Annotated in this window: 20 protein-coding genes; 13 read left to right on the top strand and 7 right to left on the bottom strand. The window is 69.4% G+C overall.

Annotated elements, in window-relative coordinates:
* Positions 1-528: 528 nt before the first annotated feature.
* A complete protein-coding gene (locus tag SHK19_RS03370; RefSeq protein ID WP_322937853.1) occupies positions 529-1,239 on the top strand; it encodes a hypothetical protein in 711 nt (236 codons plus the stop codon).
* A 172-nt stretch (positions 1,240-1,411) separates the two neighbouring features.
* On the opposite strand, the gene SHK19_RS03365 is transcribed toward SHK19_RS03370, so the two are convergent.
* Entirely contained in the window at positions 1,412-4,321 is a 2,910-nt protein-coding gene (locus tag SHK19_RS03365; RefSeq protein WP_322937852.1) for a vitamin B12-dependent ribonucleotide reductase, read from the bottom strand.
* Positions 4,322-4,450: 129 nt separating this feature from the next.
* Positions 4,451-4,945 (bottom strand): transcriptional regulator NrdR, encoded by a 495-nt coding sequence (gene nrdR, locus SHK19_RS03360; protein ID WP_322456924.1) that lies wholly within the window; start codon positions 4,943-4,945, stop codon positions 4,451-4,453.
* Between the two features lie 454 nt (positions 4,946-5,399).
* On the opposite strand from nrdR, the gene SHK19_RS03355 reads away from it, so the two are divergent.
* The 4 genes from SHK19_RS03355 to SHK19_RS03340 all read left to right on the top strand — a co-directional run bounded on the left by SHK19_RS03355 (position 5,400) and on the right by SHK19_RS03340 (position 7,895).
* On the top strand, positions 5,400-5,900 hold the full coding sequence (locus SHK19_RS03355; RefSeq protein WP_322937851.1) for a hypothetical protein: 501 nt from the start codon (positions 5,400-5,402) through the stop codon (positions 5,898-5,900).
* A 216-nt stretch (positions 5,901-6,116) separates the two neighbouring features.
* Positions 6,117-6,395, top strand: a complete 279-nt coding sequence (locus SHK19_RS03350; RefSeq protein WP_322456926.1) for a hypothetical protein — start codon at positions 6,117-6,119, stop codon at positions 6,393-6,395.
* Between the two features lie 148 nt (positions 6,396-6,543).
* The gene (locus SHK19_RS03345; protein WP_322937850.1) at positions 6,544-7,128 is read left to right on the top strand and encodes a DUF6318 family protein; all 585 of its coding nucleotides are present in this window, start codon (positions 6,544-6,546) and stop codon (positions 7,126-7,128) included.
* A 278-nt stretch (positions 7,129-7,406) separates the two neighbouring features.
* On the top strand, positions 7,407-7,895 hold the full coding sequence (locus tag SHK19_RS03340) for a PKD domain-containing protein (RefSeq protein WP_322937849.1): 489 nt from the start codon (positions 7,407-7,409) through the stop codon (positions 7,893-7,895).
* Positions 7,896-8,116: 221 nt separating this feature from the next.
* Here SHK19_RS03340 and SHK19_RS03335 read toward each other — a convergent pair whose 3' ends face one another.
* Positions 8,117-8,458: a LysM peptidoglycan-binding domain-containing protein gene (locus tag SHK19_RS03335; RefSeq protein WP_322937848.1), complete on the bottom strand. Its 342-nt coding sequence runs from the start codon at positions 8,456-8,458 to the stop codon at positions 8,117-8,119.
* Between the two features lie 248 nt (positions 8,459-8,706).
* On the opposite strand from SHK19_RS03335, the gene lexA reads away from it, so the two are divergent.
* Positions 8,707-9,426 (top strand): transcriptional repressor LexA, encoded by a 720-nt coding sequence (gene lexA, locus SHK19_RS03330; RefSeq protein WP_322937847.1) that lies wholly within the window; start codon positions 8,707-8,709, stop codon positions 9,424-9,426.
* Between the two features lie 3 nt (positions 9,427-9,429).
* Here lexA and SHK19_RS03325 read toward each other — a convergent pair whose 3' ends face one another.
* Both SHK19_RS03325 and SHK19_RS03320 read right to left on the bottom strand, forming a co-directional pair.
* Positions 9,430-10,449, bottom strand: a complete 1,020-nt coding sequence (locus tag SHK19_RS03325) for a 1-acyl-sn-glycerol-3-phosphate acyltransferase (RefSeq protein WP_322937846.1) — start codon at positions 10,447-10,449, stop codon at positions 9,430-9,432.
* Positions 10,446-11,282: a patatin-like phospholipase family protein gene (locus SHK19_RS03320; RefSeq protein WP_322456932.1), complete on the bottom strand. Its 837-nt coding sequence runs from the start codon at positions 11,280-11,282 to the stop codon at positions 10,446-10,448. The genes SHK19_RS03325 and SHK19_RS03320 overlap by 4 nt, the downstream gene beginning before the upstream one ends.
* Positions 11,283-11,326: 44 nt before the next feature.
* Between SHK19_RS03320 and SHK19_RS03315 the strand changes: the two genes are divergently transcribed.
* On the top strand, positions 11,327-12,241 hold the full coding sequence (locus SHK19_RS03315) for an RDD family protein (RefSeq protein ID WP_322937845.1): 915 nt from the start codon (positions 11,327-11,329) through the stop codon (positions 12,239-12,241).
* 22 nt (positions 12,242-12,263) lie between these two features.
* Here SHK19_RS03315 and SHK19_RS03310 read toward each other — a convergent pair whose 3' ends face one another.
* Positions 12,264-14,270, bottom strand: a complete 2,007-nt coding sequence (locus SHK19_RS03310) for an ATP-dependent DNA helicase (RefSeq protein WP_322937844.1) — start codon at positions 14,268-14,270, stop codon at positions 12,264-12,266.
* 179 nt (positions 14,271-14,449) lie between these two features.
* A complete protein-coding gene (locus tag SHK19_RS03305; protein WP_322456935.1) occupies positions 14,450-15,634 on the bottom strand; it encodes an ROK family transcriptional regulator in 1,185 nt (394 codons plus the stop codon).
* Between the two features lie 93 nt (positions 15,635-15,727).
* Here SHK19_RS03305 and SHK19_RS03300 point away from each other — a divergent pair, with 93 nt between their 5' ends.
* From SHK19_RS03300 to SHK19_RS03275, 6 genes are all read left to right on the top strand, one after another.
* Positions 15,728-17,284: a sugar ABC transporter ATP-binding protein gene (locus SHK19_RS03300; protein ID WP_322937843.1), complete on the top strand. Its 1,557-nt coding sequence runs from the start codon at positions 15,728-15,730 to the stop codon at positions 17,282-17,284.
* Complete coding sequence (locus tag SHK19_RS03295) at positions 17,281-18,327, top strand: ABC transporter permease (RefSeq protein WP_322937842.1); 1,047 nt, start codon at positions 17,281-17,283, stop codon at positions 18,325-18,327. The genes SHK19_RS03300 and SHK19_RS03295 overlap by 4 nt, the downstream gene beginning before the upstream one ends.
* Complete coding sequence (locus tag SHK19_RS03290; RefSeq protein ID WP_322456938.1) at positions 18,324-19,415, top strand: ABC transporter permease; 1,092 nt, start codon at positions 18,324-18,326, stop codon at positions 19,413-19,415. The genes SHK19_RS03295 and SHK19_RS03290 overlap by 4 nt, the downstream gene beginning before the upstream one ends.
* A complete protein-coding gene (locus SHK19_RS03285; protein ID WP_322937841.1) occupies positions 19,412-20,623 on the top strand; it encodes a substrate-binding domain-containing protein in 1,212 nt (403 codons plus the stop codon). The genes SHK19_RS03290 and SHK19_RS03285 overlap by 4 nt, the downstream gene beginning before the upstream one ends.
* Positions 20,624-20,737: 114 nt before the next feature.
* Complete coding sequence (locus SHK19_RS03280; protein ID WP_322937840.1) at positions 20,738-21,613, top strand: sugar phosphate isomerase/epimerase family protein; 876 nt, start codon at positions 20,738-20,740, stop codon at positions 21,611-21,613.
* On the top strand, positions 21,610-22,764 hold the full coding sequence (locus SHK19_RS03275) for a Gfo/Idh/MocA family protein (RefSeq protein WP_322937839.1): 1,155 nt from the start codon (positions 21,610-21,612) through the stop codon (positions 22,762-22,764). The genes SHK19_RS03280 and SHK19_RS03275 overlap by 4 nt, the downstream gene beginning before the upstream one ends.
* Positions 22,765-22,777 lie beyond the last annotated feature (13 nt).

The raw sequence follows: 22,777 nt of genomic DNA, 5'->3' as shown, positions 1-22,777 counted from the left end.
TCCTGGCTCGCCTGCCGGCCTAGGACATAGCCCATGGATGCTGCCGCCGCTCGACTTCGGTTCTCTCCGGTGCCGTCCCAGCCACCTCCTGAGGACTACCTCAGGCCGCCAGTGACAGGTCCGGATCGATGTCCCTCCGCCGTCCCTCGACAGTACACTCGCAGGTGGATCCAGGTCTAGCGTTCCTGGGGTGCATCACTACCACCCTTGTACCGATAATGAGCGGTTGTAGCCCGCAGCTACCCCTACCCTTGCATCGCAGTAGAAGATACGCTTGTATTGACCACTACGTGATAGCTAATTAATTACCGGTTAATGACTAACTATTACCGCCCGGCGCGACGCAAGCAACGCGAGGTGACCATGCGCAGACCGTCTCCAGACGCCTTGGCGGCGGCGCTGTCGCTCTCGCACCGCAGCCGAGACCGAACCGCGCAGCTTCGCCGCGTCTTCATCGAACGCAACGACACGAGTGGCCCCACGCCACTCGCGCGGATGCTGCGGGGGGGCCGTGGGGGTCAAGTCCGAATGAAGACCTACTTGTCCATGCTGTGGTTGGCCGCGGCTCCGCCCCACGATGTCGCGTATCCAGCGCGCGCTTGGGCAACCCTCCTCGACCTCCCTGACCCGAGTGGAAAGGGCGCCCGTCGTGTCAACGACGCAATCTCCTGGCTCGAAGAGAACAACTTCGTGACCGTCGCAGCGCAGGCCGGGCTGCCGAACCGAGTGACCCTGCTGAACGAGCTTGGAACAGGCAAGAGGTATCGCGTACCCGGCGAGGTCTTCAACAAGGCCAGGACGAAGGGCGCCGACCTAGCCTCCCTCGCCGGTGATCGATACGTACAGGTACCACCGACGTTCTGGACCTCTGGCTGGATGGCGACACTCTCCGCCGCAGGCACCGCAATGTTTCTCGTCCTGCTCGCCGAACAAGTAGGCAAGAGGGACGATCAGGAGCTCTGGTTCTCACCCGAGGTCGCGAATCTCCGTTACTCCCTTTCTCACGACACCCGCTCCGCCGGCCTCCAAGAACTTCGACGCGCTGGCCTCGTCACCGCTAAGCGCCGCCCGGTGGCGAGCGACGTGTTCGACGTCCAACGGTTCCGGAACGTCTACATCCTTCACATGGATGCGCTGACCACAACTGCAGCTGTCCCGGATAAGGACGAACTCGCTCGTCCGCGCAAGGTGGCCTTACGTGGCAAGAGTAAGAAGCTCAAGGGGTTGTCCGCTCCCTGACACTGCGCAGATGACATCAGAACGCACGGGTGTGTGCGATGAGGGCGTCGTGTCGCCGATGCGCCACCCCTCCCCGGGTTGAGTCGCAACTCTTTGAGCCGTTGGACTACCTCTGCACCAAGAGGCAGAGGGCGGCCTCAGTCGGCGACCGCCCTCCGAGCCCGCTTGGTGATCAGCTGCAACCGCTGGTGCTGCCGCAGCCTTCGCACACGTAGCACGAACCAGCCGGCCGCATCTTGGTGCCGCAGGTCATGCAGAGCGGGCTGTCGACGGCGTGGCCGGTGATCTGCTCGAGGAGCTCGGCTGACGTGCGTGCCTGCGGGACTCCGGGGGCCTTGTCGGCGATGACGATCTCGGCCTCTTCGACTTCCGGGGTCTCGATACGCGCCTCGCTAGCGCTCGGCGCTACTCGACCAGCGGAGGGTGCCGGGTCCTCGATGAGCTCGCTCGCAGAGCCGGTCTCCTCGACGGGCTCGTAGCTGCCCGTCTCGAGGTGGCGCTGGCGCTCCTCGGCGGAGTAGATGCCGAGGGCGGAGCGGGCGTCGAAGGACAGGTAGTCGAGGGCCAGGCGGCGGAAGATGTAGTCCATGATCGACTGGCTCATTCGCACGTCGGGGTCGTCGGTGAGGCCGGCGGGCTCGAAGCGCAGGTTGGTGAACTTCGAGACGTAGGTCTCCAGGGGCACGCCGTACTGGAGGCCGACGCTGACCGCGATCGAGAAGGCGTCCATCACGCCGGCCAGGGTCGAGCCCTGCTTGCCGAGCTTGAGGAAGACCTCGCCGAGCTGGCCGTCGTCGTGGGCGCCGGAGATCATGTAGCCCTCGGCGCCGCCCACGGTGAACGACGTCGTCCGCGACTGGCGCGACTTCGGCAGCCGCTTGCGGGTCGGGGCGTAGACGACCTTCTCGATGACCTTCTCCACGACCGCGGCTGCGGCGTCGAGAGCGTCGGCGGCGTCCTTCTTGGCCTTGCCGCCACCGTCGGACAGCGGCTGGCCGACCTTGCAGTTGTCGCGGTAGATCGCGGTGGCCTTGAGGCCAAGCTTCCACGACTGGAGGTAGATGTCCTCGATCTCCTCGACCGTCGCCGACTCCGGCAGATTGACCGTCTTCGAGATCGCACCGGACAGGAACGGCTGGCAGGCCGCCATCATCTTCACGTGGCCCATCGGCTTGAGGGACCGCTCACCCATCGCGGTGTCGAACACCTCGTAGTGCTCGGTCTTCAGACCAGGCGCGTCGACCACGTGCCCGTGCTCGGCGATGTAGGCGACGATCGCCTCGATCTTCTCCTCGTCGTAGCCCATCTTCTTCAGCGCCCGCGGGATCGTCTGGTTGACGATCTGCATCGAGCCGCCGCCGACCAGCTTCTTGAACTTGACCAGCGAGAAGTCCGGCTCGATGCCGGTCGTGTCGCAGTCCATCATGAAGCCGATGGTGCCGGTCGGCGCGAGCACCGAAGCCTGCGCGTTGCGGAAGCCGTTGACCTTGCCGAGCTCGACGACCCGCGCCCACTCCTCCGTCGCCAGCTTGTGCACGTCGGCGTCGGCGATGTGGAACGTGCGCACCTCGTCGTTGGCCGCCTGGTGCTTGCGCATCACCCGGTTGTGCGCCTCGGCGTTGCGGGCGTAGCCGGCGTACGGGCCGACGATGTCGGCGAGCTCCGCCGAGCGGCGGTACGACGTGCCGGTCATCAGGCTCGTGATGGTGGCCGCCATCGCCCGACCGCCGTCGGAGTCGTAGCCCAGGCCCATCGCCATCAGCAGTGCGCCGAGGTTGGCGTACCCGATGCCGAGCTGGCGGTAGTCACGCGTCGTGTCGCCGATCGCCTCGGTCGGGAAGTCGGCGAAGCAGATCGAGATGTCCATCGCGGTGATGATCAGCTCGACGGCCTTCGCGAACAGCGGGGCGTCGAAGGTGTCGTCGTCCTTGAGGAACTTCAGCAGGTTGAGCGACGCCAGGTTGCACGACGAGTTGTCGAGGCTCATGTACTCCGAGCACGGGTTGGACGCGGTGATCCGACCGGTCTCCGGGTTGGTGTGCCAGTCGTTGATCGTGTCGTCGTACTGCAGGCCCGGGTCGGCGCAGGCCCACGCGGCCTCGCTGATCTTGCGGAACAGCGTGCGGGCGTCGACGGACTCGATGACCTCGCCGGTCTTGCGTCCGCGCAGCCCGAACTCGCTGCCGTCCTCGACCGCGCGCATGAACTCGTCGGTGACCCGGACCGAGTTGTTGGCGTTCTGGTACTGCACGGACGTGATGTCCTTGCCGCCCAGGTCCATGTCGAAGCCGGCGTCGCGCAGGGCGCGGATCTTGTCCTCCTCGCGCCACTTGGTCTCGACGAACTCCTCGATGTCGGGGTGGTCGACGTCGAGCACGACCATCTTCGCCGCGCGACGGGTGGCGCCGCCGGACTTGATGGTGCCCGCGGACGCGTCGGCACCGCGCATGAAGGACACCGGGCCGGACGCCGTGCCGCCGCTGCTCAGCAGCTCCTTGGACGACCGGATCCGGGAGAGGTTGAGGCCGGCACCGGAGCCGCCCTTGAAGATGAAGCCCTCTTCCTTGTACCAGTTCAGGATCGAGTCCATCGAGTCGTCGACGGAGAGGATGAAGCAGGCGGACACCTGCTGTGGCGACTGGGTGCCGACGTTGAACCAGACCGGGGAGTTGAAGGAGAAGTACTGGTGCACGAGCAGCCAGGTGAGCTCGTGCTCAAAGGTCTCCGCGTCGGCCGGGGTCGCGAAGTAGCCGTGCTCGACGCCGGCCTTGGTGTAGGTCTTCACGACCCGGTCGACCAGCTGCTTGAGGCCGGTCTCGCGCTCGGGGGTGCCGACGGCGCCACGGAAGTACTTCGTCGTGACGATGGTGCTCGCGTTGACCGACCAGAAGTCCGGGAACTCCACGCCGCGCTGCTCGAAGACCGTCTCACCGGTCTTCCAGTTGGTCTGTACGACGTCGCGCCGCTCCCACTTGATCTCGTCGTAGGGGTGCACGCCCTCGCTGCTGAAGACGCGGTTGATGGTGAGGCCCTTGCGGGCGCCCGTCGTACCTGTCGCTGCTGAGCTGGCCGTCTCGGTCATGACTCTCCTGATCCCCCTGGCTGGGTGTCCGCATCGGTTATGAGTGTTGCTGGTGGCACCGACAGTTCGATGCCGGAAGTTGGTGGCCCGGACAGGCAGCTTCCCCACTACCTGCCCGGGCGTCTGGGGTCAGCCCGAGGGGGCTGGTGCGGGTGTCTCCTGTACAACAACCGCGTCGGCTCGCTCCATCCGCAACAGGGCGATTTCTGCCTCGAAATCGTCGGCGGACTCGAAGCCGCGGTAGACGCTCGCGAAGCGCAGGTAGGCGACCTCGTCGAGCCTGCGGAGCGGGGCCAGGATCGCCAGGCCCACCTCGTGGGCGGCGATCTCGGGGCTCCCGGCGAGCCGCAGCTGGTCCTCGACCTCCTGACCGAGGCGGGCGAGCTCGTCCTCGGTGACCGGCCGGCCGTTGCACGCCTTCCGGACGCCGGCGACTGCCTTCTCCCGGTTGAACGGCTCGGTGGCGCCGGAGCGCTTGAGCACCGTGAGCTGCATCAGCTCGACGGTGGTGAACCGCTTCTCGCAGTCCTGGCACATCCGGCGGCGCCGGATCGAGCAGCCGTCGTCGGACACCCGGGAGTCGAGGACCTTGGTGTCGACGTGCTTGCAGTACGGGCAGTGCATGCGACGATCCCCCTCTCTGGCGCCTCGACAAGCTCGGCGTGCGTTGGGCATGGCGAACTAGACCCTCGATCGGGCCGCTCCTGTGGATAATCCGGCTCTAGCTGTGCAGTTCGGGCACCGGTTCTGTGAACTAGATGTGGAGAACTACACCGTTGTAAGTACTAGATGTTGTGGTGACACTACGCCTCTGCCACTAGGCGTGCAAGCGAACGCCGGAAACTGGTCCGAGGAATGTTGTCTGGGTCACGTTTGCGCAGGTCAGGGGCTTGTTGACCGCCGGAAGTGCGGCGTGTCGACCTGCGTGTCGACGTCTCACAACCGTCTCAGATGGGGGTCGAATCGTTCGAAAGGGCGATCCCGGGGAAGCCTCCCGTCGCTAACGTTCGACCTGGCCTCGAGGCCGCGCGACCGAACCCATGTCGCACCCCACTTCTGCGCAGCCCTGGAGGCCGTCATGCACCAGCTCCGTCGTACCCGCCGCCTGCTCGTTGCCGTCCCCACGGCGCTCCTGGCCGTCTCCCTCGTCGGTTGCAGCAACATCGGCGAGGACGCCGCGGAGAAGGCCCTCGAGGAGGAGGGCATCGACGCCGACATCGACGGCAGCGACATCAACATCGAGGGCACCGACTTCAACGTCACCACCGGTGAGCTGCCGAAGGACTTCCCGGTCGACGAGGTGCCGGTCGTCGACGGCGAGATCATCGAGGGCACCTACGCGAAGAACTCCAAGACCTGGACCACTACGGTCGAGGTCGGACCCGCCGGCGGCGACAAGCAGGCGGCGTACGACGACGCCGAGGCCACGCTCACCGGCGCGGGCGCCACGGTCGTGCAGGAGCCGGTCGACAACGGCAGCGCGATCAGCGGCGTCTACGCGACGGCCTCCCACACGGTCACGCTTTCCGTGACCGACTCCAACCGCGTCATCGTCAATTACCTGGTGGCGCCGAAGTAGCACGCGAAACCGTCCTGATGGCTGATGGCGTCCGGCGGCGATCGGGCGTAACGTCGGAGAGTCCTCCGGTCCGGGACCGCTCAGCGTTTGTGGGGACATGAGCGGTCCTGGGCCGGTTGGCGGGTCCTGACCATTCGGGCTTGGTGCATCGGACAGAATGCCCCAGTGAGCGGCGGGAAGCGCGCGGGTGAGCGCCATAAGCAGGGATTCCGCCCTGTGCTGCTCCTCCTCGCCATCGGCATCACCCTCTGTGTGGTCGCCTGGGGCTACCTGGTCTACGCCGCGATCGACTTCGGCTCGACCGCCCGCCACGAGAACGACTCCGAAGCATGGGGCTACCTCGCGGTCGCGGCCGTCGGCGCCGTCGCCTGCCTGTTCCTCGGCTTCATGCTGGTCGCGCGGTTCTCCCGCGCGCTCGGCTTCACCAAAGCACCGGATCCCAAGCCGAAGAAGGATCCGGGCGCGCCCAAGGGCGGCAAGCGGGCTGCTCGTTAGGGCGGTCGACAGCCATACGTAGCGGCAACTCGCGTCGAGCGCCCACTCTCCACAGAGCAGATCGAGGGGTGTCGGCGGAACGAGATTCCGCGGTACTTTCGTGCCCCCGCCCGTGGGTCAGGGCGGCGTTTCATCTCGGGAGGCCTGCATGACCGTGACTCTCCGCGGACGATCGGCAATCGGAGTCACCGCGCTGCTGATCGCCGGGCTTGTGGCGGGCTGTGAGGACGAAGAGGATCCCCCGCAGCCGCTCGAGTCCAGCAGCAAGCCTGCTCCGCCTCCCACCAGTGCGACGACCGAGCCCACCCCGACCGGGCCGGTGGAACCGACACTTCCGGTCGAAGCCGAACCAGAGACGAAGGAAGGGGCTACGGCGTTCGTCCAGTACTACTGGCAGGTCGTCAGTTTTGCCCGCCGCACAGGCGATGTCCGCCTTCTCAGCACCCTGTCGGTCCCCTCGTGCGAAGGCTGCAACGGCGGGATCAAATCCATCAGCCGGGTCTACAAGCGAGGAGGCCGCATTCTCGGCGGCAGCTTCGAACTCAAGAAGGCGATTCCTGGGCAAACGCCGAGCGGTGCTTGGAACGTGTCGACGCGCGTCAAGGTGAACCGCTCCCGAACCGTTGGCGCGGGCGACCTCAACCAGAACGTGCGAGCTGGCGAGCTCAACTTCCTCTTCGGGCTGGAGCGTGCAAACGGCTCGTGGCAGATCACATTCTTGGACGTCCCATGAGTCGCCTACTTGCGCTCATATTGATTGTGCTGACCTTGCGATTCGGCGACGCAGCAGCACTCGACGATCCATGGGTCGATGCCGACGAGGACAGCTTTGCGACTGGCGTAAAAGAGTCGAACGGCGGGTCGACCGTCCCGCCGTCGACCGACCCTGTTCAGCAAGTGGGGACCTACCGCCAAGAGCCAGCGTGTGTCGGAGTGTGCACTGGCGAGCTCACTTGTCCGGACGGCACGTTCAAGATCCATTCGTGGATTGAGCTCCCGAACGGGCAGCGCGTGAACGACTCCTACTGGTGCCCCTCCGATGGCGGGCCGCCGGTCGTCACCGACGATGTCGTCGCCACCGCATTCCGTCGGATCTCCCTCCCGCCTTCGACCTTCTCCATCCAGCCTCCGGGCGGCCAGACGCTGGTGAACTTCAAGACGAACTTCTTCACCGAGGAGCGGACGCTCAACCGGACCGTCACCCTGCTCGGGCAGCGGGTCGACCTGCGGATCTGGGCGCACTCGTACACCTGGCACTTCGGTGACGGCGAGTCGATCACGACCAGCAAGCCCGGCGCGCCGTACCCGAAGCTGCTGATCACCCACAACTACCTGAAGAAGGGCGACTACCGGCCGGCGATGGACACCACCTGGGTTGCGGACTACCGGGTCGGTGGCGGTGCGTGGCAGTCGGTACCGGGCAGCGTCACGATCGAGGGCGCGCCCGCCAACCTGGAAGCGATCGAAGCCAGACCGACCCTCGTCGGCTACGGCGGCTAGGTCTCGATACGCCCTCGCCTGGCGGCTCGGGGCTACTCGACCACCGACGAAAGGCGCGAAGGGCGGACCCGGGGTCACGGGTCCGCCCTTCGTCTTCCCCTTCGGGCCCGGGCAGTGGGCCCTGTCGTCCGCGGGGGTCGAGGTCGCGGACGAAGTTTGTTCAGTTGCGGGGTCTCGGTACGCCCTCGCCTGGCGGCTCGGGCTACTCGACCACCGGGTCGTCAGTCGGTGGGGATCCGGAGCGTCTGGCCGGCGAGGACCATCCTCGAGTCGAGGCTGTTCATCTCCTGGATGCGCTCGACCATGGCGCCCACGTCGCCCTCGCCGGTCACGGCGGTGGCGTCGGCGGCGATGTCCCACAGGGTCTCGCCGGGAGCGACGGTCACGACCTCCACCTGCTTGACGCCGGCGTCCTGGGTGGCGACCGAACCGGCCGCGAACCACACGCCCAGCGCGAAGGCCAGCAGCACCCCGAAACCGAAGACCACCAGCCGGCCACGCCGGGTGAGGCGCACCTGACGAGCGCTGTAGCTGACCTGCGGGGTGAAAGTGATCGTGCTCATCGTGTGACCTCCGGGGGAAGGGCTCCGACTCTCGGAGCCCGGGGGATCTGGTGTGTTCGAGTGATGTCTATCGAGGACCTCCGACAGAGACCGTTCGATCAACAGTTCGATCGAACACATGTACGAGACTAGATCACTTGTTCGAACGGTTCAAGGACCGGCTCGAAAGTTTGTTCGAGGGCGTGTCGCGACACGCAGGTTCGAACAGATGTTTGAAACCGAGGTGTGATTGGGGTTACCGTCGAGCCATGCCAAACGACAGGGCGAAGAAGGTCAGCGAGCTTCCCGACGGCCCGCCCGACGCGAGCGGGCTCACGCCGCGGCAGCAGCGAGTGCTCCAGCACATCAAGGACTGCATCGACCAGCGCGGCTATCCCCCGAGCATGCGCGAGATCGGCAAGGCCGTCGGCCTGACCAGCACCTCGAGCGTCGCCCACCAGCTGCGCGTGCTGGAGGAGAAGGGCTTCCTCAAGAAGGACCCCAGCCTCCCCCGCGCCCTCCAGGTCGTGCTGCCCGAGACCATGCGCCGGCAGGCGGTCGGCTCGGCGTCGGAGACGTCGTACGACGAGACCGGCTTCGGCGACTCCGCTCCCGTCCCCACCAACGTGCCCATGGTCGGCCGGATCGCGGCCGGTGGCCCGATCCTCGCCGAGGAGCGGATCGAGGACGTCTTCCCGCTCCCCCGCCAGCTCGTCGGCGACGGCCAACTGTTCCTGCTCGAGGTCAGCGGTGAGTCGATGATCGACGCCGCGATCTGCCACGGCGACTACGTCGTGATCCGCCAGCAGCCGACCGCCGAGAACGGCGAGATCGTCGCCGCGATGATCGACGGCGAGGCCACCGTGAAGACCTTCCAGCGCAAGGACGGCAGGGTCTGGCTGCTCCCGCACAACGACGCGTTCGAGCCGATCGACGGCACCGACGCGACGATCCTCGGCAAGGTGACGGCGGTCCTCCGGCGGGTGTGATCGCTAGCGCGGTAGCTCTTCCGGCTTGTGCTCGTCGACCCAGTCGTCGATCCGTTGCCACCAGTCGAAGAGCCAGGTGATCTGCTCCTCGCGACCCGTGGGGATCTCATCCCGGGGCACGCGCCACCACCCCATCTGCAGCCGTTTGTCCATCGGCAGCTCGCGCCAGATGTCGCCGAGCGAGTCGATGTGGTCGAGCCCGGTGTGCGCGACCAGCAGGACGTCTGCCTCGGGCGATGCTTCGAGCGCTGCGAGCGCGCCGCCCGGTCGCGGCGCGAGGACGTGGGACATCGCCTCGGCGCGGACAGCCATGTCCTCGCGGCCGAGCTTCCGGAGCCGGGCGATGGACCGGGTGCGCCGCCCCTTCGTGAAGTTGCCTCCCTCGGGGAAGATCACGAACGCGTCGTTGGCGTCGAGGTGGCGGGCGAGGTCGCCGACCTCGGCCTCGAGATCCCGACCGGGACGGTGCGACACGAACCGGCTCGGCACCCGCGCGAGCATCACGCCCAGCGCCGGGTCCCAGGCGAGCATCTCCTTGAGCACGATCCGCGGCTCGCGGTGGTACCAGTGCATCAACGCGTACATGATCGAGAACGAGTCGCCCACGCCGGCGTGACGACAGAACACCAGCAGCGGATGCCCTGGGAACGCGTCCGGCGCCGTGCCGACCGTCTCGATCTTCAGCCGCAGCACGCGCCGCGCCTCCCGGAAGAAGACCACCAGGTAGGTCCGCATGATCGCGTAGTGCATCCGCTCGAACCACGGCCGGCGTAGCCGCCAACCGAATCCCGAGCCGATCCACAGCGCGAACAGGGCGACCAGGGCCAGGGTCTCCAGCGTCAGGTGCAGCAGCCCGACCCAGAGCAGGCGCACCGGTCGCAACCAGCCGGGGACGAACGCCGACGCGATCCCGGTCGCCAGCAACCACAGCGGCAGGCTGGTCCACAGGGTCACGGTCAGCAGGATGAGCAGCGGCGCGAGGACGAACCGTCGGATGACCCAGGCGATCGCGGGATGGATCATGCGACCTCCGCAAGATAGGTGAGTCCGGCCCGGTAGGCCGCCTCGATCCGCCGGTGGACTGCCGAGGCGTCCCGGTAGGCCAACGGCGAGTCGTCGTCCGCGGTGACGGCGGACGGCAGGACATAGGCGTCGACGTCGGCCGGCAACGCGTCCAGCTCGCGATGGAACCGGTGCCGGCGGGCGATCTCGAAGGACACCCGGGCGACCTCCCAGGGCCGGCGTGGCGGGCTCAACCGCCGCTCGGCGCGACCGACCTGGAGCACGAAGATCCGGCGCGCGCCCAGCTCGGCAGCGCGCCCGACCGGGATCGAGTTCACGATCCCACCGTCGAGGTAGTGCTCGCCGTCGACCTCCGCCGGCGGCAACAGCCCTGGTACGGCGGCCGAGGCCAGCACCGCCGGGACGACCGGGCCCGTCGTGAACCAGTGCTCCGACGCCCGCTCGATGTGGGACGCACAGCACTGGAACGGGACCGCGAGGTCCTCGAACCGGACGCCCGCGAACTCCCTCTCCAGGCGTTGACGCAACGGCTCCGCCGAGTGCAGGTGAGTGCCGGTCCGCCACGCGCGGCGCAGCTGCGTCCACGCCCGATCGGCGTAGACGTCGCCCCCCTCGGCGATCTCGGTCCAGAGGTCACGCAGCCGGTCGACGCAGGCGGACGTCGGGTCGTTCGCCACCACCAGGCCGTTGAGCGCACCGACCGAGGTGCCCACCACCAGGTCAGGGACGATCCCGCGCTCGAACAGGGCTCGGACCATCCCCACCTCGACCGCGCCCAGCAGCCCGCCTCCGCCCAGGACGAAGGCGGTAGGACCCGCCGCGGAACGACTCATCGCTTTCGGAAACTACACCGGAACGGGCGTGGGAGGCTGTGTCCATGGCGTCGGCGGAGGGACCCGGGCTCATCGGGCGGATGGCCGGTGCGGTGACCGGCCGGGTGGTCGACGCCGTACCGCCGGAGGTGATCCTGGATCACCTCGACCTCGACGCGTTCCTGGACCGCATCGACATCAACCACCTGCTCGACCGGATCGACGTCGACCGGCTGTTGGCCAGGGTCGATCTCAATGCGTTGCTCAGTGATGTCCAGCTGGCTGAGCTGGTCCGTCGGGCCGGCATCCCCGAGCTGGTTGCCGAGACGTCGGGCCAGCTCGCCGGAGGCGTGCTGGACTCTGCGCGCCGGCAGCTCGTGGGTGTCGACACCCTGCTGGAGCGGATCTTCATCCGGGCGATGCGCCGCCGGCCACCCGACCCGGTCGCGCCGGCGGTCGTGCCCGGATCCCGTTCATCGCACAGGGAGCAGGTGAGCGGTCGGTTCGCGGGAGCGGCCAGTCGCGCGGTCGCCGCCGGCGTGGACCTCGGTGTCATCCTGCTGTCCTACTCGGCGCTGGTCGGCCTGACGGAGTTCGTGGGCCAGGCGCTGTTCGACGTCTCGGTGCGCGGTGCTTCCGGGCTCGTCGCGGCGATCGCACTCGGCGCCTGGGCCGTCGTCTACATCGTGACGGCGACGACCATCACCGGTCGCACCGTCGGCAAGGCCCTGGTCGGCCTGAAGATCGTCAGCCGCGACACCTCGCCACTACGGCCAGGGGCCGCGGCCCTCCGGGCGCTGACCTTCCCCTTCAGCACGGCGCTCCTCGGCCTCGGCCTGCTGCCCATCCTGACCAGTAGTCGGCATCGCGCACTGCACGACGTGCTCGCCGGCACCGTCGTGGTCTACGACTGGGGCGATCGTCCCGCGGAGCTGCCCGCACCGCTCACCGCCTACCTCCGCCGGCGCAACGTGGCGTGATCCGGGTCTGGGCGGCCCGGTCTCACTCCGTCGTCCCGGACAGACGGGTCAGCGCCTTGCGGACGACGGCCGGATCGGTCGTGGTCCACATCGGCGGCAGGCTGGCCTTGAGGAAGCTGCCGTAGCGGGCGGTGACCAGCCGCGGGTCGAGTACGGCGACCACACCTCTGTCCTCGTGGGTGCGGATCAACCGGCCGGACCCCTGCGCGAGCAGCAGGGCCGCGTGGGTCGCGGCGACCTGCATGAAGCCGTTGCCGCCTGCCTGGTCGGCCGCCTTCTGACGGGCGCTCATCAGAGGGTCGTCGGGGCGGGGGAACGGGATCCGGTCGATGATCACCAGCTGGCAGGTGTCGCCCGGGACGTCGAGCCCCTGCCACAGGCCGAGAGTGCCGAACAGGCAGGTGTGCGGGTCCTCAACGAACTGCCGCGCGAGCTCGGGCAGCTGCGCGTCGCCCTGGGCCAGCGTCGTGAGGTGGGGCAACTTCTCGCGGACGTAGTCGGCCGCCGTCTCCGCCGCTCGCCGGCTCGAGAACAGGCCGAGAGTGCGGCCGTCGGCGGCGTCGACCAGCTCGGTGATCTCGTCGAGCTGGGCGGTGCCGAGGCCGTCGCGCCCGGGCTGCGGCAGGTGGCGGGCGACGTACAGGATCGACTGCTTGCCGTAGTCGAACGGGCTGCCGACGTCGAGGCCAACCCAGGGCTCGGCGTCGTCCTCCATCTCCTCGACCGATCCGAGCGGCACCCGCTCGCTGGCCTTCAGGCCGACCGAGGTGGCGACGGAGGTGAAGTCGCCACCCAGCATCAGGGTCGCCGACGTCATCACCACGGTCTTGTCGGCGAGCAACATGTCGCGCAGCGGACCCCACACCTGGAGCGGCGCGATGCAGAGCCGGGGCGGCAATCGGTCGGTGCCCTCGGTCAGCCACAGCACGTCGGAGTCGGCGTTGGCCGCCATCCGGTCGGCGGTCGCGAACAGCTCCTGCACGTTGCCCTTGGCCTGGGTGAGCCCCGCGTCGGCCTCGTCGCTCGCGTCGGCCTTGGGGAAGGCGCTGGCCAAGGCACGGGCCGCGTCGCGCACCAGCGACAGCGCGTCGGCGAGGTCGTCGGGCACCGCGTCGAACCGGCCCGGCCGGGCCTCGCCGATTGCGGCCCGCAGCGCGCCGGCGGCGTCCTCGAGGTCGCCGGCCGGGTCGCCGGAGTCGGACTTCACGTGCCGCGCCGAGCGGCGGGCCGCCCGTTCGACCTCCGACGCCCAGAGCTCGTCGGTGGCCGCCTGGGTCACCCGGGCCGTGAGCTCGTGCGCCTCGTCGATCACCACGACGTCGTAGTCGGGGATCATCGGCACGCCCTCGATCGCGTCGATGGCGAGCAGGCTGTGGTTGGTGACGATCAGGTGGGAGCGATGGGCCTTCTCCCGCGCGCGCTCGGCGAAGCACTCCTCGCCGAACGGGCACTTCGTGGCGCCGAGGCACTCGCGCGCGGTGACGCTGACCTGCCGCCACTCACGGTCGGTGTGGCGCGGGGCGGCGTCCTTCTCGCCGGTGCCCTCGGCCTTCGCCTCGCCCTCGGCCCACTCCCGCAGCGCGAGCACCTTCTTGCCGAGCGCGCCGAGCGCGGCCTCCGCCTTGATCAGCTCGCCCTGCTCGTCCGGCACGCCCTCGCGGATCCGGTGGAGGCAGGCGTAGTTGGAACGGCCCTTCAGCACGGCGTAAGACGTGTCGACGCCGGTCCGGCCCTCGACCGCCTTGGTCAGCCGCGGCAGGTCACGTTCAACGAGTTGGTGCTGCAGCGCCAGGGTCGCGGTGGCGACGACGACCCGCTTGTTGTGATGCAGGGCGGGGACGAGGTAGCCGAGCGACTTGCCGGTGCCGGTGCCGGCCTGGACCAGGAGGTGACGGCGCCCCGATGGTGCCGCCATCGACTCGGCCACCGCCTCGGCCATCGCGATCTGACCCAGCCGCTCGCTGCCGCCGAGCGCCTCGACGGCCGCGGCGAGCGTGGCGCGCAGCGCTTCGTGGTCGACCCCAGGCATGCCCGGAACCCTAGGCGCTGACGCGGACACCTACAGCGCCGCCTCCACAAGGAGTTCTTGGTTTCGAGGCTCGGCCGCGGGCGGCCTCGCACCTCAACCAGCGGACTGCGCTCGCACCTCAACCAGCGGCGACAGCTCAACCAGCGGACTGCGCTCGCACCTCAACCAGCGGCGACAGCTCAACCAGCGGACACGCCGGACATCTCCGCGGTGGCGGCACGCTCGACGGCCCGGTCGATCGACTCGGGCGCCAGCACGTGTCCGATGGCGAGCGCGGCGGCGCCGATCACGCCGGCCCGCTCACCGGCGCGGGACGTGACGATGCGGAGGTGCTCGGTCGCCAGCGGGAGCGACCGCTGGTAGACCACCTCGCGGATCCCGGCGAGCAGCCCCTCACCGGCGGCCGCCAGGCCACCGCCGATCACGATGACCGAGGGGTTCACCAGGTTGACGAGGGTGGCGAGGACCTCGCCGAGATCCCGGCCGGACTGGCGCACCACCTGGATCGCCTGCTGGTCGCCGCCGCGGACCAGGGCCACGACGTCGTGGTCGTGGGCCAGCTCGACGCCGGCGCTGCGGACCGCCGCGGCCAGCGCCGGCACCGCCGCGATCGCCTCCAGGCAGCCCTGGTTGCCGCACCGGCAGGTCACGTGGGCAGCGCGGGGCAGGTGGACGTGGCCGAGGTCGCCGGCGGTGCCCTGGGCGCCACGCTGCAGCGTGCCGCCGGAGATGATGCCGGCGCCGATGCCGGTGCCGACCTTGATGAACACCAGGTCGGAGACCTCCCGCAGGTGCGCGTGCTGCTCGCCCAGAGCCATGATGTTGACGTCGTTGTCGACGAGCACGGGTACGGCGAACGCCCGCTGCACGTGGCCCGGCACGTCGTACCGGTCCCATCCCGGCATGATCGGCGGGTTGATGGCGCGGCCGGTGGAGTGCTCGACCGGCCCGGGGAGCCCGATCCCGATCGCGGCCAGCTCGGCGACGTCGCGGCCCTGGTCGGCGAGCAGCTCCCGGACCACGTCGTCGACCCAGCCGAGCACCCGCTCCGGCCCGAGCGCGATGTCGAGCTGCACCGACCGCTCGGCGAGGATCCGGCCGTCGAGATCGGCGATCGCGGCGGTCGCGTGGGTGGCGCCGAGGTCGACGCCGACCACCACCCGGGCACCGGGGTTGAACGCCAGCAGCGAGGGCGGGCGACCGCCCGTCGAGACCCCGCCGAACGGCACCACCAGGCCGAGGCGCATCAGCGCGTCCAGCCGGGCGGAGATGGTCGATCGGGCCAGTCCGGTGGCCTCGACCAGCTGGGCCCGGGTCCGCGGCTGACCGTCCCTGAGGAGGTCGAAGATGTCGCTGGGCCGCACGCCAGGAGTCAACCACGCGGACTTCAGTACGTCCAGCAATCAACTTTTGACAACCTCTCGACAGAAGTGGGTGACGCGTGCCACAGTGACCGCGTGCCGCACCCGCTGCAGACCGATCGGCCCACCGAGACCGATCCCGCTCGCGTCGACGAGGCCCCCGTCGTGCTCCGTGCCCGGGGACTCACGAAGAGCTTCGTCGGCAACACCGTCCTGGCCGACGTCGACCTCGACCTGCGCGCCGGGCAGGTGCACGGCCTGGTCGGCGAGAACGGCGCCGGCAAGTCGACGCTGATGAAGATCCTCGCCGGGGTGCACACCGCCGATCGCGGCACCGTCGAGCTCGACGGCCGCACCGTGAGCTTCCACCACCCGACGCAGGCCCAGGGCGCGGGCATCTCCACGGTGTTCCAGGAGTTCAACCTGCTCCCCGAGCGCACCGTCGCCGAGAACATCTGGCTGGGCCGCGAGCCGCGTCGACGCGGGTTCGTCGACGTCGGCCGGATGCAGCGTGACACCCAGACGCTGCTCGACGACCTCGGCGTGACCGGCCTCCGCCCGCAGCAGCGGGTGCGCAGCCTCTCCGTCGCGGAGCAGCAGATCGTCGAGATCGCCAAGGCGGTCAGCTTCGACGCGCGGATCATCGCCATGGACGAGCCGACGGCAGCGCTGGCCGACCACGAGGTCGGCCTCCTCTACTCGATCATCCGCGGCCTGACGGCCCGCGGGGTCGCGATCCTCTACGTCTCCCACCGGCTGAAGGAGATCTTCGACCTCTGCGAGACGATCACCGTGCTCAAGGACGGCCGGCACGTCGCCACCCGGCCGGCGTCCCAGTACGACGAGGCCGAGCTGGTGCGGCTGATGGTCGGCCGGGAGATGTCGTCGTTCTTCCCCGACCCGGTCGCCGGCACCGAGGTCGGCACTACCCGACTCGAGCTGCACGGCGCCGGCAACGGCTACGTCGACGGCATCGACCTCACCCTCCGCGCCGGCGAGATCATCGGCATCGCCGGCCTCCAGGGCTCGGGTCGCACCGAGCTGATGGAGGCGGTCTTCGGCGTCACCCCGTTCACCCGCGGCACCATGAAGGTGAACGAGCGGGCGGTCCGACCGAGGTCGCCACGATCGGCTGTCCGGGCGGGGATCGCGCTGATCACCGAGGACCGCAAGGCCACCGGTCTCGCGCTCAACCAGTCGATCCTCGACAACGCGCTCGGCCCCGTCCGCGCGGTCTTCCCGCGCCGCACCGGGCGGGCGCGGCGGGAGGTCCCGGGCCTGCTGAGCAACCTCGCGGTCGCGGCGCGCGCGCTCGACCAGGAGGTGCAGTTCCTCTCCGGCGGCAACCAGCAGAAGGTCGTGCTCGCCCGCTGGCTCGCCACCCGGCCCGAGGTCGTGCTGATGGACGAGCCGACCCGCGGCATCGACGTCGGAGCGAAGCACGCGATCTACGAGCTGATGCGGGTGCTGGCGAAGGAGGGGGTCGCGATCCTCATGGTCTCCAGCGAGCTGCCGGAGGTGATCGGCATGGCCGACCGGATCCTCGTCATGCGCGACGGGCGCCTCGCCGGGGAGCTGCCGGCCGGCTCCTCGGAGGAGACGGTCCTGCAGCTGGCGACCGGCGCCGCGGCCTCGAAGGGAGAGGACCGATGAGCGCGACCCACGCGTCCGAACGCACACGCCTCGCCAGCCGTTCCGCACGGCTCACCTCGACCGGGATCGTGCTGCTGGTGCTGGTCGCCGCCGTGGTCCTCGGCTTCGTCCTCACTGCGATCGAGGGCCGCAACTTCTTCAGCACCGGCAACCTGCGCGACATCCTGACCGCCACCAGCATCCTCGGCTTCATCGCCATCGGACAGACCCTCGTCGTCCTCGGTGGCAGCCTCGACCTGTCGGTGCCCTTCGTCGCGAGCCTGACCGGCGTGATCGCGGCCGGCACCATGGACGGCCAGCCGGGCAACGTGCTGCCCGCGGTGCTCCTGGCGCTCGCCATCGCCGCGGCGATCGGGCTCGTCAACGGCATGCTCGTCAGCCTGCTGCACGTCCACGGCTTCATCGCGACGCTCGGCATGGGGCTGATCATCAGCGGCTACATCGCCACCAACTACCAGGGCAACCACGGCTCCGCGCCGCAGTCGTTCCGCACCATCGGCATCTCCTTCATCGGTCCGGTGCCGGTCTCGACACTGATCATGCTGGGGTGCGCCGCGGTGGCGATCGTCCTGCTGCGACGCACCCGCACCGGCCTCCACCTCTACGCCGTCGGCGGCAACGCCGAGGTCGCGCGGCTGTCGGGCATCCGCACGTCGGTGCCGATCATCACGGCCCACGTGCTCTGTTCGTTGCTCGCCGCCGTCGCCGGCCTGCTGCTCCTGGCTCGGCTCTCGGTCGGCAACCCGACCATCGGAAGCCAGGGCCAGTACGACCTGATGTCGATCGCTGCGGTCGTCCTCGGCGGCACCCTGCTCGCCGGCGGCAAGGGCAACATCACCGGCACCATCGCCGGCGTCACCATCTTCGCCGTCATGGACAACGTGATGGCGGTCATGCAGACCGACTCGTTCCTGCGCAACGTGGTGCGCGGGGTCGTCATCGTCGCCGCGGTCGCGGTCTACGCCCGCCGCGACATCGACCGCAGACCCGCTCGGTTCGAGCGGCCAGGAGTCCTCGACGCGGCGCTCCAGGAGGCGAAGTGAGCACCACCGGTACGACGACGCCGCCGCGCGATGTCCTCCCCAACCACGCGCACGGGCTCGCCGTTCGCACGCTGGCCGCGGTCAGCATGCCGGGCGGCGCGGTGTTCCTCCTCGCGATCGCCCTCCTCGTCGCGACGATCATCGCCAACCCCAACTTCGGCGACCCCGGCGTCATCATCCGCTTCTTCGGCCGCACCGCGCCGATCGCCATCGCCGCCATCGGTCAGTACTACGTGATCGTCTCCGGCGAGTTCGACCTCTCGATGGGCGCGGTGATCGCCGCGCAGGTCGTGATCGCGGGCAACTACATCGGCGACGACACCGGCCGCAACCTGACCGGGCTCGTGATCATGCTGGGGTTCGGGGCGTTCATCGGCCTGGTCAACGGACTGGTCACCACATTGCTCCGGGTGCCCAGCTTCATCGTGACGCTCGCGATGATGCTCGCCCTGACCGGCCTGGTCCGCTACCAGTCCGGTGGCGCCGCGGACGCCCCGCCCAACGACGACTTCCGTCAGCTCGGCCGGGGCGTCATCGAGGACGTGCCCGTCGTCGAGGTCATCCCCTACCCGTTGATCATCCTGGCCGTGCTGTCCGTCGCGGCCGCCTGGCTGATGCGCCGCCCGTTCGGCCGGACCCTGCTCGCCGTCGGGGACAACCCCGAAGCCGCGCACGTCGCCGGTTCCCGCGTGTGGTGGGTCAAGACCCGGGCCTTCATGCTCTCCTCGATCGCCGCCACCGTCTCCGGGGTGCTTCTCGTGGGGTACGCCGGCGTCCACCCGAGCGTTGGTCAGGGCTACGAGTTCGCCGCCATCACGGCCGTCGTCCTCGGCGGCGTCGTCCTCGGCGGCGGACGCGGGTGGGTGCTCTCCGCCGCGGCCGGCGCGTTCGCGCTCGAGCTGCTCTTCACGCTCCTCACGGTCCTCGAGGTCGAGTCCACGTGGCGCGACACCGTGCAGGGCCTGATCATCATCGTCGCGGTCGCCGTCGCGGCCCGCGCCTGGACGTTCGGGCGTCGTCCCTCGACCCCCACACCCACCGAACCCACACCGCCCGCCCCGGGCACGAACACAGGAGAAAACCGATGAGGAGATCGAAGATCACTGGCGTGCTCGCGGGGGTGGCGGTGCTAGCCGTGCTCACTGCGTGCTCGACCGAGGAGCCGGACGAGGAGACCGGCGCCACCGACAGCACGTCGGAGGAGGAGGGTGGTGAGTCCTCCAGCGACGAGTGGTTCGTCCAGGCGGACTACGACGAGCAGGAACAGCAGATGACCGCCACGTTCGAGGGCAACCCCGACGAGCCGTGGCTGCAGTACATCGACGGGCCGATGACCGACACCTCGCAGTTCGCCACGCAGGAGGCGATGAAGGTGTGCTTCGCCAACGCGTCGATCTCCAACCCGTGGCGCCAGACCGGCTGGATCACCATGAACCAGCAGCTCGAGGTGCTGGAGGAGAGCGGTGTCATCTCCGAGATGGAGACCCGCGACGCCGGTGACGACGACAACACCCAGATCGCCGACATCGATTACTTCATCAGCGAGGGCAACTGCGACGTCTTCATCATCTCGCCGAACTCGACGGCGGCGCTGACCCCGGCGGTCGAGCGGGCGTGCGACACCGGCAAGCCGGTGATCGTCTTCGACCGTGGTGTCGAGACCGACTGCGCGACCACGTTCATCCACCCGATCGGTGGCTACGCGTGGGGCATCGCGACGGCGAACTTCCTCGTGGACAACCTCGAGGAAGGTGACCGGGTGATCGCGCTGCGCATCCTCCCGGGCGTCGACGTGCTCGAGACCCGCTGGGCCGCCGCGGAGAAGATCTTCGAGGAGAACGGCATCGAGGCGGAGGACCACTTCACCGGAGCCGACCCGGCCGAGATCAAGAAGATCATCACCGACGCGCTCGTGCAGGGCGAGGTCCACGGGGTGTGGATGGACGCCGGCGACGGCGCCGTCGCGGCGATCGAGGCGTTCGAGGACCAGGGCGTCGAGTACCCGGTGATGACCGGTGAGGACGAGATGAGCTTCCTCCGGGCGTGGGAGGAGACCGGCCTGACCGGCCTGGCCCCCGTCTACTCCAACTTCCAGTGGCGCACCCCGCTGCTGGCCGTGGAGAAGATCGCCAAGGGCGAGGAGATCCCCGCCGAGTGGGTGCTCCCGCAGGAGCCGATCACCGAGGACGAGCGCGCGCAGTACCTCGAGGCCAACGAGGGCATGCCCGAGGGCCACTACGCCAAGTTCGGCGGCGAGGACCTGCCGGGTTATCCCGACGCGTGGCAGGACCGGTAGATCCCGTAAGACGCCAGTAGCGGGCTCGGCGCTCGCACCTCAGCCATCGGCTCCATCGGTGGCTGAGGTGCGGGGCCGCCCGTCGAGCACCTTCCCCCCAAGAAAGGCCTCACCGTGAGAGCCATCGGCGTCAACACGTGGGTGTGGACCTCCCCGCTCACGGACGCGAACCTCCCCGACCTGCTCCGGCACATCGCCGCGCTCGGCTTCGACGCGGTCGAGTTGCCGCTGGAGAACGACGGCGACATCAGCGCCGGTCCGACGCGGGACGTGCTCGCCGAGACCGGTCTGACGCCGTACGTCGTCGGGGCGATGGCTCCCGGACGCGACCTGGTCTCCACCTCCCCGGAGACCGTCACCAGCACCCAGGACTACCTGCGAGCCTGCGTCGACCTCGCCGAGGGCGTCGGAGCAGCGGCTGTGTGCGGGCCGTTCTACGCCCAGACAGGACGGGTCTGGCGGCTCGACGACGACACGCGCGCGGCGGCGTACGACGAGTGGCGGACGAATCTCGCGCCGGTCGTCGCGTACGCCGGCGAGCGCGGCGTGCGGATCGGGATCGAGCCGCTCAACCGCTACGAGACCTCGCTGGTCAACACCGTCGACCAGGCGCTGGAGGGCCTCGGTCCGCTGCTCGGGCCCGGCCTCGGGCTCGCGCTCGACAGCTACCACCTCAACGTCGAGGAGCGATCGAGCGCCGACGCCGTGCGGCGCGCGGGCGAGCACCTCGTCCACGTCCAGGTCTGCGGCAGCGACCGCGGAGCCCCCGGCGGCGACCAGACCGACTGGCCGGCGCTGCTCGCGGCGCTGGACGAGGTCGGCTACGACGGCCCGCTGAACATCGAGAGCTTCACCCCCGACAACGCCGCGATCGCCGTGGCCGCGTCGATCTGGCGGCCGCTGGCCGCCTCCCCCGACGACCTCGCCCGCGACGGCCTCGCCTTCCTGCGCGCCGTCCAGCCCGCCGCACCGACCGGAGGCACCCGATGACCGGCAGACATGGCAAGCCGCTCGGGGTCGCCGTCGTCGGCTACTCATTCATGGGTAAGGCCCACTCCAACGCCTGGCGCAACGTCGGCGCGTTCTTTCCCGACACCCCGGCGGTCCGGCAGCAGGTGCTCGTCGGCCGGGACGCCGCGGCGGTGAAGGCCGCCGCGACGCGGTACGGCTGGGCCGACGCCGAGACCGACTGGCGCGCGGCGATCGCCCGCGACGACGTCGACGTGGTCGACATCTGTACGCCCGGCGACACCCACGCCGAGATCACGCTCGCCGCGCTCGAGGCCGGCAAGCACGTGCTGGTCGAGAAGCCCGTGGCCAACACCGTCGCCGAGGCCGAGCGGATGGTCGCCGCGGCCGAGGCCGCGCGCGAGCACGGACAGCGGACGATGGTCGGCTTCAACTACCGGCGGGTGCCCGCGCTCGAGCTCGCCAGACGACTGATCGCGGAGGGCCGGATCGGCAGCGTGCGGCAGGTGCGAGCGTCGTACCTCCAGGACTGGCTGACCGATCCCGCAGCTCCGATGACCTGGCGGCTGCGCAAGGAGTCCGCCGGTTCCGGCGTGCTCGGTGACCTCGGCTCGCACGTCGTCGACCAGGTGCAGCACCTGCTCGGCGATCGCGTGGTGTCGGCGGCCGGCCACCTGCGGACGTTCGTGCCGACCCGCCCGGGGCCGAACGGTCCGGAGCGGGTCACCGTCGACGACGCGGCGTGGGCAACGCTCGAGACCACGAACGGCGTGGTGGCGAGCGTCGAGGTCAGCCGGATGGCGACCGGGCGCAAGAACGCCCTGGCCCTCGAGGTGTACGGCGACCACGGGTCGATCACGTTCGACCTCGAACGGCTCAACGAGCTGCAGGTGCTCGAAGGCCCCGGCGGCGAGGCGGCCGGCGCGCGCCGGGTCGTCGTCACCGAGCCGCACCACCCCTGGGTCGGCGCGTGGTGGCCGCCCGGCCACGTGCTCGGGTGGGACCACACGTTCACGATCCAGGCCGCCGAGCTGCTGACAGCGATCGCGTCCGACACCGACCCGGCCCCGTCGTTCGCGGACGGCCTCGCGGTGCAGAAGGTGCTCGGAGCGATCGAGGAGTCGGCCGGGCAACGCGGCGGGCGCGTGGACGTCGTACACACTCAGCCGTAGACCGAGCCGCAGA

It is taken from the genome of Nocardioides bizhenqiangii (assembly GCF_034661235.1).
GTDB classification, from domain to species: domain Bacteria; phylum Actinomycetota; class Actinomycetes; order Propionibacteriales; family Nocardioidaceae; genus Nocardioides; species Nocardioides bizhenqiangii.
This window is presented reverse-complemented; position numbering and strand designations above follow the sequence as displayed.

Bases quoted from the DNA above. Each gene is read 5' to 3' on its own strand.
- SHK19_RS03345 (WP_322937850.1), top strand. From the start codon at position 6,544: ATGACCGTGACTCTCCGCGGACGATCGGCAATCGGAGTCACCGCGCTG.
- nrdR (WP_322456924.1), bottom strand. From the start codon at position 4,945: ATGCACTGCCCGTACTGCAAGCACGTCGACACCAAGGTCCTCGACTCC.
- SHK19_RS03335 (WP_322937848.1), bottom strand. From the start codon at position 8,458: ATGAGCACGATCACTTTCACCCCGCAGGTCAGCTACAGCGCTCGTCAG.
- SHK19_RS03285 (WP_322937841.1), top strand. From the start codon at position 19,412: ATGAGGAGATCGAAGATCACTGGCGTGCTCGCGGGGGTGGCGGTGCTA.
- SHK19_RS03320 (WP_322456932.1), bottom strand. From the start codon at position 11,282: ATGAGTCGTTCCGCGGCGGGTCCTACCGCCTTCGTCCTGGGCGGAGGC.
- SHK19_RS03275 (WP_322937839.1), top strand. From the start codon at position 21,610: ATGACCGGCAGACATGGCAAGCCGCTCGGGGTCGCCGTCGTCGGCTAC.
- SHK19_RS03355 (WP_322937851.1), top strand. From the start codon at position 5,400: ATGCACCAGCTCCGTCGTACCCGCCGCCTGCTCGTTGCCGTCCCCACG.
- SHK19_RS03310 (WP_322937844.1), bottom strand. From the start codon at position 14,270: ATGCCTGGGGTCGACCACGAAGCGCTGCGCGCCACGCTCGCCGCGGCC.
- SHK19_RS03295 (WP_322937842.1), top strand. From the start codon at position 17,281: ATGAGCGCGACCCACGCGTCCGAACGCACACGCCTCGCCAGCCGTTCC.
- SHK19_RS03325 (WP_322937846.1), bottom strand. From the start codon at position 10,449: ATGATCCATCCCGCGATCGCCTGGGTCATCCGACGGTTCGTCCTCGCG.
- SHK19_RS03370 (WP_322937853.1), top strand. From the start codon at position 529: ATGAAGACCTACTTGTCCATGCTGTGGTTGGCCGCGGCTCCGCCCCAC.
- SHK19_RS03315 (WP_322937845.1), top strand. From the start codon at position 11,327: ATGGCGTCGGCGGAGGGACCCGGGCTCATCGGGCGGATGGCCGGTGCG.
- lexA (WP_322937847.1), top strand. From the start codon at position 8,707: ATGCCAAACGACAGGGCGAAGAAGGTCAGCGAGCTTCCCGACGGCCCG.
- SHK19_RS03365 (WP_322937852.1), bottom strand. From the start codon at position 4,321: ATGACCGAGACGGCCAGCTCAGCAGCGACAGGTACGACGGGCGCCCGC.